Source organism: Loigolactobacillus backii (genome assembly GCF_001663675.1).
Lineage (GTDB): Bacteria > Bacillota > Bacilli > Lactobacillales > Lactobacillaceae > Loigolactobacillus > Loigolactobacillus backii.
The window spans coordinates 1,271,388-1,285,924 of sequence record NZ_CP014873.1 but is presented as its reverse complement, the minus strand read 5'-3'; the positions used below and the strand labels follow the sequence as shown (position 1 = coordinate 1,285,924).

At 41.2% G+C, this 14,537-nt stretch carries 16 protein-coding genes; 7 read left to right on the top strand and 9 right to left on the bottom strand.

Going from position 1 to position 14,537, the window contains the following annotated elements:
- Positions 1 to 52 precede the first annotated feature (52 nt).
- The 6 genes from AYR53_RS05575 to AYR53_RS05550 all read right to left on the bottom strand — a co-directional run bounded on the left by AYR53_RS05575 (position 53) and on the right by AYR53_RS05550 (position 4,098).
- The gene (locus AYR53_RS05575) at positions 53 to 370 is read right to left on the bottom strand and encodes a hypothetical protein (protein ID WP_068225589.1); all 318 of its coding nucleotides are present in this window, start codon (positions 368 to 370) and stop codon (positions 53 to 55) included.
- A gap of 1 nt (position 371) precedes the next feature.
- Positions 372 to 848: an Rrf2 family transcriptional regulator gene (locus AYR53_RS05570; RefSeq protein ID WP_068281180.1), complete on the bottom strand. Its 477-nt coding sequence runs from the start codon at positions 846 to 848 to the stop codon at positions 372 to 374.
- 262 nt (positions 849 to 1,110) lie between these two features.
- Positions 1,111 to 1,593 (bottom strand): NUDIX hydrolase, encoded by a 483-nt coding sequence (locus AYR53_RS05565; RefSeq protein WP_068225591.1) that lies wholly within the window; start codon positions 1,591 to 1,593, stop codon positions 1,111 to 1,113.
- Positions 1,594 to 2,045: 452 nt separating this feature from the next.
- Positions 2,046 to 2,321, bottom strand: coding sequence for a chorismate mutase (locus AYR53_RS05560; protein WP_068225592.1), 276 nt, complete (start codon positions 2,319 to 2,321; stop codon positions 2,046 to 2,048).
- 108 nt (positions 2,322 to 2,429) lie between these two features.
- On the bottom strand, positions 2,430 to 3,116 hold the full coding sequence (locus AYR53_RS05555) for an NAD-dependent protein deacylase (protein WP_068225593.1): 687 nt from the start codon (positions 3,114 to 3,116) through the stop codon (positions 2,430 to 2,432).
- A 19-nt stretch (positions 3,117 to 3,135) separates the two neighbouring features.
- On the bottom strand, positions 3,136 to 4,098 hold the full coding sequence (locus AYR53_RS05550) for a hypothetical protein (RefSeq protein ID WP_068225594.1): 963 nt from the start codon (positions 4,096 to 4,098) through the stop codon (positions 3,136 to 3,138).
- A gap of 284 nt (positions 4,099 to 4,382) precedes the next feature.
- Here AYR53_RS05550 and AYR53_RS05545 point away from each other — a divergent pair, with 284 nt between their 5' ends.
- Both AYR53_RS05545 and AYR53_RS05540 read left to right on the top strand, forming a co-directional pair.
- Positions 4,383 to 5,693, top strand: a complete 1,311-nt coding sequence (locus AYR53_RS05545) for an IS1380 family transposase (RefSeq protein ID WP_068279064.1) — start codon at positions 4,383 to 4,385, stop codon at positions 5,691 to 5,693.
- 594 nt (positions 5,694 to 6,287) lie between these two features.
- Entirely contained in the window at positions 6,288 to 6,827 is a 540-nt protein-coding gene (locus tag AYR53_RS05540; RefSeq protein ID WP_068225595.1) for a dihydrofolate reductase family protein, read from the top strand.
- Between the two features lie 65 nt (positions 6,828 to 6,892).
- Here AYR53_RS05540 and AYR53_RS05535 read toward each other — a convergent pair whose 3' ends face one another.
- A complete protein-coding gene (locus AYR53_RS05535) occupies positions 6,893 to 7,090 on the bottom strand; it encodes a hypothetical protein (RefSeq protein WP_068225596.1) in 198 nt (65 codons plus the stop codon).
- Between the two features lie 188 nt (positions 7,091 to 7,278).
- Positions 7,279 to 7,476, bottom strand: coding sequence for a hypothetical protein (locus tag AYR53_RS05530; RefSeq protein WP_068225597.1), 198 nt, complete (start codon positions 7,474 to 7,476; stop codon positions 7,279 to 7,281).
- 175 nt (positions 7,477 to 7,651) lie between these two features.
- Between AYR53_RS05530 and AYR53_RS05525 the strand changes: the two genes are divergently transcribed.
- Positions 7,652 to 9,157, top strand: coding sequence for a multicopper oxidase family protein (locus AYR53_RS05525; protein WP_068225598.1), 1,506 nt, complete (start codon positions 7,652 to 7,654; stop codon positions 9,155 to 9,157).
- 242 nt (positions 9,158 to 9,399) lie between these two features.
- On the opposite strand, the gene AYR53_RS05520 is transcribed toward AYR53_RS05525, so the two are convergent.
- Positions 9,400 to 10,017, bottom strand: a complete 618-nt coding sequence (locus AYR53_RS05520) for a LysE/ArgO family amino acid transporter (protein ID WP_068225599.1) — start codon at positions 10,015 to 10,017, stop codon at positions 9,400 to 9,402.
- A 229-nt stretch (positions 10,018 to 10,246) separates the two neighbouring features.
- Between AYR53_RS05520 and AYR53_RS05515 the strand changes: the two genes are divergently transcribed.
- The 4 genes from AYR53_RS05515 (at position 10,247) to AYR53_RS05500 (ending at position 14,485) form a co-directional block, all read left to right on the top strand.
- Complete coding sequence (locus AYR53_RS05515; protein WP_068281181.1) at positions 10,247 to 11,698, top strand: aminotransferase-like domain-containing protein; 1,452 nt, start codon at positions 10,247 to 10,249, stop codon at positions 11,696 to 11,698.
- A 990-nt stretch (positions 11,699 to 12,688) separates the two neighbouring features.
- Entirely contained in the window at positions 12,689 to 13,006 is a 318-nt protein-coding gene (locus tag AYR53_RS05510; protein WP_068225601.1) for a PadR family transcriptional regulator, read from the top strand.
- Positions 12,999 to 13,613 carry a DUF1700 domain-containing protein gene (locus AYR53_RS05505; RefSeq protein ID WP_068225602.1) on the top strand — a complete coding sequence of 205 codons (615 nt, stop codon included), beginning with the start codon at positions 12,999 to 13,001 and terminating at the stop codon, positions 13,611 to 13,613. Before AYR53_RS05510 ends, AYR53_RS05505 begins: the two co-directional genes overlap by 8 nt.
- The gene (locus tag AYR53_RS05500; RefSeq protein ID WP_068225603.1) at positions 13,610 to 14,485 is read left to right on the top strand and encodes a DUF4097 family beta strand repeat-containing protein; all 876 of its coding nucleotides are present in this window, start codon (positions 13,610 to 13,612) and stop codon (positions 14,483 to 14,485) included. The genes AYR53_RS05505 and AYR53_RS05500 overlap by 4 nt, the downstream gene beginning before the upstream one ends.
- Positions 14,486 to 14,537: the final 52 nt, after the last annotated feature.

Sequence of the window (14,537 nt, the reverse complement as noted above, 5' to 3'; positions counted from 1 at the left end):
ATCCCCAAGCTCCAATTACTCATTTTACTATTTTAATCCTCATCCTACGATTTTAACAACGTTTGAATTGTTGGACAATTGCAGCTTCTTGCTGATTCAGTGGTCCCAACATCGAGATTAGTTGTTGACCGCTAACACGATAATTACGGCGTATTCTATTCAGGGCAATCATAATAATCACCGTTAAAAAAGCGACCAAGGATGCCCGCGTGCGCGTAAAAGAAACGGCAAATAACGTTGGGGTAGCCTGAAAGAAGATTTTAAGCACGACGTACACTGTAATGATACCAACAAAATACTGTAATCGTTTGGTCCGCCGCATCCGAATCATCAATAACTGAAGCGCCAGTAATAGATCCTCGTGCACCACTTTACTCCGTGCCTCCTTGATAAGGCAACCGCGCAATTTGTTTAAAATAACCGTGTTGAGCAATATCCTGCTTTAAATCGGCCATCGTAAATTGATGGTAAAAAGCACGGTAACCCGTGTCAGCAAGTGTAAATAAATCCGTCAACGTGGCCTCAATATTACGGTTAATATCACTGCCCGCACCACTGGCCTCCGTATTTCCAGTCGTAAAACGAGCGTAACTAATTGTTGGCGGAATCGTTAAATCGTAGAGCTCTCCAACGTTAATCTCCGCAAGTGTCCGGTCGAGTTGATAACCACCGTTTTTCCCAACAACACCGCGAATATAATGTTGCTTATGTAAAACCGATAGAATATTTCGAATCATTACCGGGTTAGTCGTCATGGAAACGGCCAACTCACGACTTGAAATAACGGCCGGTTGTTTTTGTTCCAAATAAAGTAAGCTATGAACGGCAACAGAAAAATCTAATCTCATTTTTAATTTACACCTCCCAATTCTTTAGCAAGTGTCCTCCATCAAAACGCTACTTTGCAATTGATAAAATTGCGCAATCTATAATTTAAGGGGCATTTAGAAAAACACTAGGAAAGCTGTTTTTTAAATACGCTTACACTAAATTGGCCAAAAAACAATAGTAAAAAGTGTTTTCTAAACACAACCTAGATTGCAACTTTCTGTTTGCTTTTCTGAACGTTATAGTCAAACTAAGTTTCTCTTAGGCGGCCCTTCCGCCTAGTTACATTATCAATGGTGTCACTTTAAAGTCAACTAATCGTTCGTCAATAAAGTTCGTATTATAACGCTGCTTTTTCCCAGAAAGTGCTGGCCGCAATATCTGTTGAAAATCAGCTACAACTCCTAAATTGGCAGATTGGGTTAACCAATCTAATGAAAAGAAATTCAAAATTCCTTCACGCGTCATTTGTGGGTATTTTTGTGGTGCAGCCTTAGTCAGTGCAGCCACGTAAACGTAAATACTATCAATGTAACGGCCATCAATATGCCAATCAAGAATTCCGGCCAACGTTAGTTGATAATCGTTCGGCCGAAATTGTGTTTCTTCTTGTATTTCACGCTGCATTGCCACATCTGCGGTTTCGTGTGGTTCAACCTTACCGCCTACACCATTCCACTGCCCTGGATACGGCTTTTTCAACCGATTGATCACCAAAATTTGTTCTTGTGCGTGAACAATCGCTAAGGTATATTTGTAGGTCATCTTATTGCCTCCACTGGGATTATTCTAGCATATTGCACTGCCTAATCGTGTTTTGGAAATACTTTTACCAGTATTTACTTGACTAATTTCGTATCACCGTGTTTGAAAAAGCAGCTTTCTGCGGTTGCCATGTTTCAACTTGGCGCTTTTCGCCATAGTTGAATGGACAACGGATGAAGCATCAAAATTATTAGCGTACTTAGCTAATAATTCTCAGTTGCGGAATAGTAGCTACAACAGCCAAATCATCTGTTGTACAGATAATTCGGCTGTTTAGGCCATGTTTGGAAATAGTTTCTACTAGTATTCACCTGACTAATTTGGTGGAAACGTGTTTGAAAAAGCAGATTCCTGCGGTTAGCTACAACAGCCAAATCATCTGTTGCACAGATAATTCGTCTGTTTAGGCTAATCCTCAGAATCTAACCGCTTTTTCAAACACTCTCTAGTCTTTACTGCCGTAATTTTTTAATCACATTAGCCTGATATTGCTTAGACAGCAACATGGTGCTCCGGTACCAGTCGGTTAAATACGGTGCCAGCGTCTGGTCACTTAAGTTCTTAGTTTGCGCCTGAATAACTTCGGTCTCGCGCGTGGGATTGGTTAGTGACATTTTCTGCTGATGTTTAACCGTAGCAATTTTCTTTGAAACGGCTAGACGTTGCTCAAATAAGGCCGTTAACTGCCGATCAATTTCATCAATCTGTTTGCGTTCTTCTTCTAACATATCGATGACCCCCTCTTCTTAATAAAAAAAGCAGCCGGAAGCCACTTTCCATTCGTTATTTTAAATTTTATTTTACTGAATTTTCATTTTCAACACAAGTCCGTGCCGCTATAGCTTGGCGAAAACGTCAGTAGCATTGGCCTGCACCATTGTGAACTTAAACGGCAAATCAAGCTTTTCTTCATTAACAGCCACAATTTCCGCATTAGGTCGGGCATAATTTGTCAACATCGAAAACGGTGCTACCCGAAATGACGTTCCACAAATAATAATTAAATCGGCTTTAGCGACAGCATCAATTGCCGTACTGACTGCCTGCTCATTTAATCCTTCGCCATATAAAACAATTTTTGGCCGCAAAATACCGCCATCACTTTTATGGTGATAATCCTGCAAATATTCTTGATAAGGAACGGTCTGGTGACACCGCTGACAATCGACTTGGTACAAATTGCCATGAAATTCCACCACGTGCTCAGCACCAGCTGCAGTGTGCAACCCGTCAACATTTTGCGTAACAATCATACCCTTGGCATTGCTAATGGCCGCCATTTTTTCGTGAATAATATTCGGTTTAGCAGCAGGATAGTACATATTGTCCTTTACAAATTTATAAAAATCGGCGGGATGATCAACTAAATTATCGTGACTTAATAAGTACTCCGGATTTTGCTGATTCGCGTATAAGCCATTCTTTGACCGGTAATCCGGGATTCCTGAAGGCACTGAAACGCCTGCTCCAGTTAAAAAAGTGACGTAGTGCGCCTTTGTTATTGCTTGCTTTAAATCAAACATAAAAAAGCCCCCTAAATTTTTAACGCAACGTAAAAGCCATATTAATTTTTTCCATTAATTCTTGAACCGATAGTGCGTAAAGTTCTTTGAAGTAGGCGGCACTATCCTTTTCATTCTTAGGTGGTGTTACCACAAACGTATTTTGTTGATCGTTTTTGCCTAAACCGATGTAAGCACGTTCGTTTGAACCCTTGGTAGTCAATTCAGAATGAAAAACGTCAAAGACTTGCCGCACTTCCAGCCTTGACTGTCGATCTGAAAAGACACCGGCCAAGGTTGTAAATTGATCGTGGTGTGCTACTGGCAAACCAGCGCTTTCCAACCACTGATCAAAGGCCCGAAATAAGTTAACCACTGTCCGTCGTAACGCAAATGGTGACGTAATTGGTTTAGCACTAACCACTTGGTATAGTTGTTTGGCAGCAGCGTACGCCACGGTATAGCGTTGCGTAAATAGATCGTCAAAAAACTCAGTCTCTCCTTGATAAAAGACTAGCGCATCTAACAAACTAACTGCTCGGAAAACTAACAAGCGATCCGCTTTTTTAGGATCCTCAGGCGTGACGACATCGAGGATTCCCTTTAAGTATTGGCGCTTAACCGTATCCGTCAGTAGACCATGTTTATGCTGTTCACTGACAACAACAACGTGACAAACGGCATTATATAAATCAGTTGCCGTTGCCATTAATTGTTGGTCTAGTGCCTCATCGTTAGTTGTTAAGTTAAAATAAATCTGCGGATAACCCTGCATCACCATCAATAAATGTAATAGCTCATGTGAGACGGTGTAATCAACATCGGTCGCATCGTTAACTAAGATAGCTAAACTGCCATCTGGATTTAAAACCTGTTGGGCTTGATCATGCCGTAAATAGCCACTACTTTCATCACTTACTCGAACTTTAACCTCACCAGTAAAGCGTTGGCGAACTTCTGCTAATAAATCTAAAACTGGCTGTGAAAACTGATCTTCTGTCATAACTGACTCCTTCGTTATCGTAGTTTATCTCCTTCATCATAGCAAAGCTTTTAGTGATTGTGAACTGGGAGTGTCTTGAGACTACCTCTGCACGATGCCAACAAATAAATACCTTTATACCTGAATTATTCACCATAAGTTCTCCAAGTACAGTGTCACCCCGGTATCATGGGCGGTACTGTGTTTTTTATTTTTCACCTTTTTAGTGCAGAAAAAGAACCTCCGATTTGGTATAGTTGATTCACCACAAGTCAGCTATCCACCCAAAGAAAGAGGTCCTTCTCATGGCAACTTTACCGGGAAAACGAGTTAATTTCAATCCTAAATTACATATTTCGCACACTGGTGGTGAACTTTCCACTGATGCTGGGCTAGTGTTGGTCAAAGAATTAATGGCGCAACTCAATTTCACGACCTTAGCGTATCAATTAGTCCATTTTGATGACCAGCGCCATTACGCTCGTTACAGCAACGTTAGTCTACTAGAACAGGTCGTGCTGCAGTTGATCGCCGGTTACCCGGCCGATCTAGCTGCCACCAGTTTGCGCAATGACCCCACATTTAAATTACTATTGGCACAACCGCAATTGGCCTCACAACCGTCATTATCCCGTTTTTGGCAACGCTGTGACGAGCAGACCATCACCTCATTACAAACGTTGAATCAAGCATTGCTTGACCAAGCGTGGACTGGCGCCAAGCAACAACAGCTGATCCTCGATATTGACTCGACTCACGCCGATACTCATGGTCATCAGGAAAAAACGGCCTTTAATGCGCATTACGGTACCACGGGTTACCATCCGCTGGTCGCTTTTGACGGGCAAACGGGCCACTGTTTAAAGGCTCAATTGCGCCCAGGTAATGTTTATACCAGTACGGATATTGCCCCCTTTATCACACCACTACTACAGCACTATCATCAAGTCAAACCGAACGCTGATATCTTGGTCCGCGGGGATAGTGGCTTTGCGACTCCAGAATTATACGAAACTTGTGAAGCCAACGACACTTTTTACTTGATCCGCCTGAAAGCCAATCGGCGGCTGAACCAACTGGCTGAACGTTTTGTTCAGATCAGTGATGAGCAGAATTGGACTGAGACCGAGGTCCATTATTATCGCGCGTCTTATCAAGCCCGATCATGGTCTAAGCCGCGCCAGATCTATATTAAATCAACTCGACCAGCTGGTGAATTGTTATTTCAACATGAATACCTCGTGTCCAATTTAACGAGTTTTGTCGCCGAAGATGCATTTCACGCCTATCACCAACGGGGTCAAATGGAAAACTATATCAAGGAAGCCAAGGCTGGCTTTTACCTGGATAAAATGACTAGCTCGCAATTTATACCAAATTATGCCCGCATGATGCTCAGTGTCCTCGCTTATAATTTAGTCAGCTTGATGCGCCAATTGTTGCCTGTACAACATCAGCGATTACAGGTTACAACCTTGCGCTTATGGCTGTTTAAAGTAGCGGGTAAGCTGGTGACCAGCGGCCGGCAACTTTATCTAAAATTAAGCCGCCACCACGTCTATCAGGATTTGTTTTATCAACTGTTAGCTCGAATCCAAGCGCTACAGTGGGGCTAAACTGGTGCAAAAAATCAAAAAAAGTCGGTTCGGCCAAGGGGCAAGTATGCTCAAAATTGAGGATCAAAAATTTATCCAGCCCCATAATTTGGTAGCCTTTAGCAAAAACAGTACATCTTGGTTTGACTACGCCATAGCAGCACGAGAATTGGTCCAAAATTGTGCGGTATGCCGATATTAAACCTCGTATGAATAATTCGGGTTATATTAGATTAGCCAGAAAAATACCTTTATTAGTATTTTTCTGGCTAATTTGGTGTAAACGTGTTTGAAAAGGCAGGCTCCTGTGCTTACTGTGTTTCAATTTGGCGCTTTATGTCTTGTGTTCGCGACAAATTAAGTCGCGCGCAGTTCCAGACTTTGTATAACTGTGTTTCTTAACTCATTGCCGCAAGAATAGACAACATTCGTAGCGCCAACAATTATTTGCGGTCTTTACAAATGACCAATCGTAATTGCGGAGTAGAATCTGGCACTTTTCCAAACACTCCCTAGTTTAACTATTAAGTCACACTTTTTAAAGCGCTTTCGTGATATAATTGATTCAATGAATTGGGGTGCACTACCCTGATCCTAAATAAACGGGGTGATCATATGTCTGAACAGAACCGAAATGTTGTTTTATATTTGATTCAAAGTCTTGATGGTTACATTGCCGAAGAAGATGGCGACATGGCTTGGTTACAACAATTAGATACAACTGAAGCAGACAGCTCTTACCAAAGCTTTTACAGTACAATTGATACAGTCATCATGGGCCGCAAAACCTATTTACAAGCAAATAACTTGGCTGGCAGTTACCCTTACAGTGATAAACAAAATTACGTTTTTTCAACAACGCTTCATGATACTGAAGACCGAGCAACGGTTGTAGCGGGTAACGTTACCCAATTTGTCCGACAATTGAAAAATGAATTGGGCCAGGACATTTGGTTAGTTGGTGGTGCTGATCTCTTTTCTCAGTTACTTAAAGTGCATCTAATCGATAAATTGGTTATTACAATTGCACCAGTTTTGCTAGGAAAGGGAATTCCGTTACTTAACACAAATTTAAAAGATGTTCCACTGGCACTTCAAAAAGCACAAAAAATTGGTCAATTAGTTCAGCTAACTTATCAAATCGAACCACAATAGCGCCAAATAAAATAGGGAGACCACTAAAACAAATAATTGTTTTAGCGGTTCCCCCTATTTTTATTTCACTTCGTTTTAATCCGATCGAATTTTTCAAGTAGCGCACAAACCAAAATCAAAGTTAGAAAAACAAAATTATGAATAATAATGTGCCCGGTTCCCAGCCAATATGACGCTAGTGAAAAGGAACTAACCCAAAGGACACAAAGTAACATGATACTCACCCAAAAATGCAATTGACAGTAATTAATAATACGTCGCATTACAATCACCCCTTCTTTAAAAAACAAAGATCTTTGTTTTTAGAGACAGCGCTTTCTTAATTAAGTATACGCGCTTTATCACTAGATGACTAGTAAGTGTCTGCAAGGGCACACAAAATGAATTTAGTCTGAATCCTAATTAGATTAAGGCCTAAAGAGTTTACTTCTAACCGTTTTCCAATCACTTGTTAGAAACTACCATAGTCGCCGCGTAAAAATAGCGTCAGTCGTTGTAAGTAACTGAAAAACAGCGTTCCCACAATAACAATCAGCGTAATCAGTACTAACGAAACAGTATATGTATTCATTATTAAAAATAATAAGATTGCAACCAACATATTTTTACTATAGTAAGAACGTCGGTGCCAAAATTGTTGTAACCACATTTTATTCGCCTCCATAATTAGCCTATCAAGCCTCAAGCGGTCTGTCTTAGGGCTTAGGGCGGATTCATTAACCAGTAATAAGTTGGGTAATGGTCCGACCAGCAAAAATAGGCAATCGCTTTCTTTTTTCTTGCGTTATAATGTGGTTGATATTAAGAAAGGTGTGGAAGTTAAAATGGCAACTAAAGTTTATACTGACTACTTCTTTGATGAACCTGCTTTTAATACGCACGATGGTGGTTATATTCCGCTAGAGGTTTATGATGCTCCGGAAAAACCGCTAGCAGTTCCACCACTCTTAAAACCTGATAAAGAAACTGCAACGGATACGTACTACACCGTTATTGCCCAAACCGGCGAATCACAGCTCGTTCCCGGTGCCAAGACTAAGACCTGGGGTTACAACGCACCGTTATTAGGTCAAACCATCGTTTTTCAACGTGGCAAACACATTCACATTAATTTAAAAAATGAACTTCCTGAATTAACAACTTTCCATTGGCACGGCTTAGATGTTTCTGGACCCATTACTGATGGCGGTTGTCACGCTCCAGTTTACCCTGGTGAAACTAACCAAATTGATTTCACGCTTGAACAGCCCGCCTCATTATCATGGCTTCATGCTCACCCCTGTCCATCAACTGCAGTCCAAGTTTGGCACGGACTAGCGACTGGCGTCATTATTAAGGACGATGTTGAAGCCAAGCTACCTTTCCCACGAAATTATGGTGTTGACGATATTCCGTTAATTTTACAAGACCGTCGTTTCCACGAAAATAATCAGTGGGATTACAAGGCTGACTACGATCCAGATGGCGTTCAAGGTCCAACTGCCTTGATCAATGGCACTGTTAATCCATATTTTGACGTAACAACTCAGCGGTTACGTCTCCGTTTCTTAGATGGTGCTAATCGCCGTGAATGGCGCTTGCATTTCAGCGATGACCTTGAATTTACCCAAATTGCTTCGGATGGTGGTGTCTTACCTGAACCAGTTTACCTCACCAAACTAATGTTAACTTGTGCCGAGCGCGCAGAAGTTATCGTTGACTTTGGTAAATATAAGCCCGGCGATGAGGTCACACTCTACACAGATGACGTTCCCCTGGTTAAATTTAAGATTCATGATTTCAAGCCTGATAATACCAAATTACCAGACCACTTAGTGACGATTGACGACCCTGATCCAAGTCCGGATACACCAATTCGTAAAATTACGATGGATGGTATGGATGAAGAAGTTGCCTTAAACGGCAAGAAATTTGATATGTCACGAATTGATGCGCGTCAAGAAGTTGGTACCGCCCAATACTGGGACATCACCAATACTAATAGTACAAAAGATGGCATGGTTCATCCCTTCCACGTTCACGGTACGCAGTTCACAATTGTTTCGCGCAATGGTCACGAACCTTATCCAAACGAACATGGGCTAAAAGATACTGTTGGGGTTAACCCAAAGGAAACTGTCCGAATTAAAGTTCGTTTCGATTTAACCGGCGTTTACATGTACCATTGCCACATTATTGAACACGAAGATGGCGGTATGATGGCCCAAATTGAATCTTATGATCCGAAGCACCCCCGTCAATATCATTTAATGGATATGAACACTTTAATGAACGCCTTTGCTAAAGAGCGCGGTGTTGATCGTAAGGATCTATGGATGCCTGGCATGTAAGCATTAACTGAACTTGTTTCAAGATCTACAAAAAATAAGTCAAAAGATATTTAACTTCAAAACCAACCACAATCACCAAAATAGTTTAGATCGGTAAATTATTCAGTAATTGTGCTTGATTTGGAAGTTACTATACTTCTGGCTTATTTTTTTGCACTATTTTTAATTAAGAATTATTTTTTTACAAATAATTTGCACCACTGTTGGTTCAGCCTATCCTTCAAATAAACTTTAGTTTTTTCTTAATGGACGTAACTTTGCCAAAAATTAACTAATAATTTTAGACCGTAACCAATAATGATCACGCCACAAATTCGGTTTAGCAACAACAAAAAGGACGTTTTTAAATGTGTTCTAAAGATTATGATTAGGCCGGTTAGACTAGTGAACCAAATCAACGATGCAGTCATTACGCCGCCAATAAAAAAGTTCCCCTTGGCACCTGGCAACGACGCACGAAAGGCCCCTAATAACATTGTGCCGTCAATTAGGGCTTGTGGATTCAGCCAAGCTACTGCAAAGGCCGTCCCTGTTGCCCGCCAATAACTAAACGTTGGCTCAGTTGTTGCTGTAGTTACGGTGACATCCCGCGCCTTTAATAAAGTCAGGCCAATATAAATAACGATTAGGCCGCCCACTAACAAGATGGCCGCCTTTAACCAATGAAACATGGTCAATAATTGACCGATGCCAAAAAAGCAGGCCAATGCAAGCGTGACGTCAAAGAAAGTCACAATTAACGCAACTCGAAAGGCACGCCCGCGCGGTTGGGTTAAGGCCGTATTAATCACGAACAGATTCTGCATTCCAATTGGTGCAATGTAGGCCACACCAAATAATAATCCTTGTAAATAAGTCATTCTAAAATTATCCCACCAAACTAAATTACTTTAAATTATGCCAAACGTTTCCTAGGCCATGTTTGAAAAATATTTTTATTCGTATTTTCTTGACCAATTTGGTGTAAACCTGTTTGGAAAAACACTTCCTAGGTGTTTGACACAAATCTGAGTTTAAGTTATTTTCAATGAGAATTACCCAGCCAAATTAAATAATTTATCCAACCAAATTTAAAATGAAGGTCCTAAAATGAAATTAACAATCAATTGGCAACCTGATCCAACTAAAAAAGCACCCCTTTATCAGCAAATAACCGATTATTTTTTAAAACAAATTACAACAGGTAATTGGGTCGTAGGTGATCAATTACCTAATCAACGTCGCTTGGCGCAACAATTTAACGTAAACCGCAGTACCCTAGCAAGTGCAACCGCCATACTGCATTCTTACGGTGTTATCAGTGCAACGACTGGCGGCGGAACCAAAATAAGTAGCAACACTTGGTCACTATTAATGTCCCGGCCAGCACTCAACTGGCATAATTACACCTCTTCGGGTCAATTTGTTCCCAATCAACCGACGATCCAAACGATTAATCAGCTAGAAACAACTGATTTCACTAGATTAAGTACTGGCGAGCTAGCCCCTAGTCTGTTTCCAAAAAAATTAATGCGCCAGGCCCTGACGGACGTGACAACTGAGCTTAACAGTCTCAATTACCTACCGCCAGAAGGCCTATACGAGCTACGGGTGGCACTTGCCGAATATTTAAAACAGTGGCAAATTAAGGTCAATCCAGAAAATATCCTAATTACTTCTGGCTCTTTACAAGCACTACAACTAATCTCAGTTGGTCTATTAACCCATGGTGCAACTATTTTTACCGAAAAGGTTAGCTATTTGAATTCATTAGAAGTTTTTCAATCGGTTAAAAGTCACTTGGTCGGCCTACCGTTTGATAATGAAGGCGTTGCTTTTTGGCAAATTCCCCAATCCAACGCACAACAACTTCTCTACACTATTCCAAGTTACCAAAATCCAACTGGACTCGTCATGTCGCTTAAACGCCGCCAAGACCTACTTACCTTTGCGGCCAAACGCCACTTGCCAATCATTGAGGACTCCGCGTACCAAGATCTTTGGTTTGCTAAACGACCGCCATTACCGTTAAAAAGTCTTGATACACACCAAACCGTTCTTTATTTAGGGACCGCCTCAAAATTTTTAGCACCTGGCTTACGCCTCGGTTGGATTGTAGGACCACAAGCTATTATTCGCCGTTTGAGTGACGTTAAAATGCAAACTGATTACGGTGCTAGTTCATTAGCTCAATTGACACTAACCAAGGTTCTGCAAAGTTCGGCCTTTCCCACTTATTTGAATGATATTCGCGAACAATTGAAGCAGCGTTGCCTGCTGGCTCTAACTGCCCTACAGGATTACTTAACCCCTTACGCAACTTGGCGAAAACCAACTGGTGGTTTTTATATTTGGCTACAACTTAACGCAGAAATTTCCGTTAATCAATTATTTCATCAGGCCATTGGCAGTGAGATTCTGTTTAATCCCGGCAAAGTTTACGGCAATCAAGCAACCCAAATGATTCGCCTATCCTTTGCTTATACCGAGCCCATAATTTTCCGAAAAACAATTTGTCAACTTCAACAGTTGATTAAACAACAGCTGGAGACCACGGACTGACTAGTGCGTCGTAGCAACACGCCAAAACTTAACTGGAACGAGACAGAATAGATTAGATCCCATTCCGATGCGCGAGGGCGGGTTGGCGAGCCAACTTTTACCAGATAAAGGCAAGCCGGAGTAAAAATGGATCTCGCCAAGCCCACATGATTCTACTTCGCAATAGTGGACGATTTTCGAAACGAAAATCTTAGATGCTACGGACGATGGCCATTCAACTAAGGCATAAAGTGCCAAGCTGAAACATGGCTCTAAATGGCCCAGATCGCCATTAATAATTATCGACACAGCTGACCCTCGCGCACCAAAATGAAATCTGGCCACAGTGGAGCATTTAAGCGTTATTTGTTTCTCTGACAGCTACTGTCCCAGTTTGTATGGCCAGTAAGTAGGAAAAACTACCTTTGTCAGTGTTGATAGCCAATTAGGATCACCGATAAGTTGCGCAGCATTAAGGCTGTGATTCCTACTCAATGGCACTAACTAAACGGTTAAATTAGCCAATAATCAGAACTCAACCACTGCCAAGGTGAAATGGAGGCGCTGGCGTATCAGCTGTGTCGAAGGTACTTGATGACCGAATTGTGGTCATTTAGTACCTTGCGTGATTGACAAGATCCATTTTCTTTTCCGAATGGGTTTAATCGGAAAGAAAATTAGCTTGTTAACGCGCCACGCGTTCCATACACCAGCGCCGGAATGGAACCTAACCAAATCTGACCACGTGCAATTCAGTAACCAAGCGGCATAAGCATTATCTTTAATAGCGATATAATTCAATTTAAATATGAACGCTACACCCCATCGAGTTTTGAAAAAGGCTTTTTTAGTATTTACCTGTTCGATTTAGTTTAAGCGTGCCTGAGAACTACTACTTACGACTGATTTTTAGTCCCAATCCCGAAAAACGCTTGACCGCTACACCAGTGGTTACCTATACTATATTTAAATTAATACTATACGACGTATAATATAGTTAGGAGAATAGCTATGAAAATTCAAGTTAGCACGGAATTACTTGATGGCTGCGTGTTGGCGTTGCTTGCTGAAAAAGATTATTACGGCTACGCAATCACGCAACGAATTCAGCAAACAATCCCAATCTCTGAATCCACCCTTTATCCAGTACTACGCCGGCTGCATAAGGAAAGTTGGTTGGAAACTTATGATGAGTCATTTAAAGGTCGTAACCGCCGGTATTACCGCTTAACCAAGGCAGGAACTAAACAGTTAGGGGTAATCCGTAACGACTGGGAAAGTTACAAACATAATATTGACTGGTTGTTGAAAGGAGATAACCATGGATAAAGAGACTTACTTAGAACAACTAAAACAACAATTGACGCCGTTAAAGGCAGATGAATGTGCCGATGTAATCGATTTTTATACCGAGTATATTGAAGATGCTGAACTGACGACTACCGAAGAAATCACAGCAAAACTTGGTTCTCCAAAGCGACTTGCTCGTAAGACTTTGGCCGATTACTCAATTCGCGCTACTGAAGAAGAACCAACGGTAACAACACCCAAACATAATGCACACTTAATTTGGTTGATCTTACTAGCTGTCATGGCTTCCCCCATTGCAATTCCTTTAGCATTGGCCATAGCACTTTTCTTTGCGTTAGGAATCTTGATGTTCTTACTTTGCTGTGTCCTTCTTTTAGTACTGACACTAGCGGCCGGCGTTGTTAGTGTTTTCAGTATTATCGCCGGCGCGAGTGTTTTATTCAGCTCTTTCGTTACGGGTATTTTTTATATTGGTGTCGGTCTGGCAGCCTTAGGTGCCACTATTTTGATTAGCCTTCTCGGCTACCTCATTCTTAAAGTCTTACTTCAGGCTGGCGCCACCCTCACCAAATTCTTATACCAAAAAATCCGCCAGCATTCACAAAGAAAGGTGGCAGCTAAATGAAACGACTTTTTAAATGGAGTGCGCTGCTCTTACTCACTGGTACCATTTTAATTGTGCTTGGCCTTCTTTTTGGCGCCCACAAAAACGTTGGTTACTATGCTCATGGTTTTAGAATCATTGAAAAAACGACTAAAACTAGATCATTGCCCAAAATTAATAACGTTCTGATTAATACCAAAGATGCCGCTATTACCGTAAAAGCGGGTAACCGCCGCCAACTTACCACAAGAACCATAAAAACTGGCCAACCACAGGTCACAGTTAAAGATGGCCATTTAACCGTCCGGGTAAAAAGAACACCGGTAGCTAAGGCCAAGTTAAATTTTGACGCAAATGATAAGCCAGTTGAGGTCATTCTAACGTTACCTAAAGGTGAATTAAACCACCTTAAATTATCCACTACTAGCGGTAATATCTACGTTAAAGATCAAACCAGCAAAAACTTAAGTGCAACAACGAATAACGGAAGCCTGGCCATGAAATCTGTTAAAGCTAAGCAATCAAGTCAACTACATTCACGTAATGGTGCAATCCGGTTTAACACAGTTCGGCTAAAAAATAGTCATGTGATAACTGAAAGTGGTGAAATCACCATTGTCAAAAGCCAGCTGACAAAAACTAGCCTAGCTAGTACTTCCGGTGACATCCACCTTCGCCACAATAAAATTCACGGCCAAATTAATTTACACACCAATAATGGCAGTATTGGCGTGCAGGCCACTCCGACCACTGGTTACGTTATTCACAGTAGTAATTCTAAATATAATGACTTTTTCGGTAAATCCTTCAAAGAATCACTGGTTAAAAATCAAAATACGGGGGACACCCTTAATCTAGAAACAAAAAATGGAATCGTGAAAGTTATTCGTTAAAAAAATCGTGAAGTTAACTCCACGATTTTTTAGGCCAAATACGTTATACTGT

Excerpts from the sequence above, each read along its gene's own strand:
- AYR53_RS05560 (WP_068225592.1), bottom strand. The coding sequence starts at position 2,321 with ATGTTAGAAGAAGAACGCAAACAGATTGATGAAATTGATCGGCAGTTA.
- AYR53_RS05510 (WP_068225601.1), top strand. The coding sequence starts at position 12,689 with ATGAAAATTCAAGTTAGCACGGAATTACTTGATGGCTGCGTGTTGGCG.
- AYR53_RS05520 (WP_068225599.1), bottom strand. The coding sequence starts at position 10,017 with ATGACTTATTTACAAGGATTATTATTTGGTGTGGCCTACATTGCACCA.
- AYR53_RS05565 (WP_068225591.1), bottom strand. The coding sequence starts at position 1,593 with ATGACCTACAAATATACCTTAGCGATTGTTCACGCACAAGAACAAATT.
- AYR53_RS05555 (WP_068225593.1), bottom strand. The coding sequence starts at position 3,116 with ATGTTTGATTTAAAGCAAGCAATAACAAAGGCGCACTACGTCACTTTT.
- AYR53_RS05530 (WP_068225597.1), bottom strand. The coding sequence starts at position 7,476 with ATGTGGTTACAACAATTTTGGCACCGACGTTCTTACTATAGTAAAAAT.
- AYR53_RS05505 (WP_068225602.1), top strand. The coding sequence starts at position 12,999 with ATGGATAAAGAGACTTACTTAGAACAACTAAAACAACAATTGACGCCG.
- AYR53_RS05545 (WP_068279064.1), top strand. The coding sequence starts at position 4,383 with ATGGCAACTTTACCGGGAAAACGAGTTAATTTCAATCCTAAATTACAT.
- AYR53_RS05550 (WP_068225594.1), bottom strand. The coding sequence starts at position 4,098 with ATGACAGAAGATCAGTTTTCACAGCCAGTTTTAGATTTATTAGCAGAA.
- AYR53_RS05515 (WP_068281181.1), top strand. The coding sequence starts at position 10,247 with ATGAAATTAACAATCAATTGGCAACCTGATCCAACTAAAAAAGCACCC.
- AYR53_RS05540 (WP_068225595.1), top strand. The coding sequence starts at position 6,288 with ATGTCTGAACAGAACCGAAATGTTGTTTTATATTTGATTCAAAGTCTT.
- AYR53_RS05535 (WP_068225596.1), bottom strand. The coding sequence starts at position 7,090 with ATGCGACGTATTATTAATTACTGTCAATTGCATTTTTGGGTGAGTATC.
- AYR53_RS05500 (WP_068225603.1), top strand. The coding sequence starts at position 13,610 with ATGAAACGACTTTTTAAATGGAGTGCGCTGCTCTTACTCACTGGTACC.
- AYR53_RS05570 (WP_068281180.1), bottom strand. The coding sequence starts at position 848 with ATGAGATTAGATTTTTCTGTTGCCGTTCATAGCTTACTTTATTTGGAA.
- AYR53_RS05525 (WP_068225598.1), top strand. The coding sequence starts at position 7,652 with ATGGCAACTAAAGTTTATACTGACTACTTCTTTGATGAACCTGCTTTT.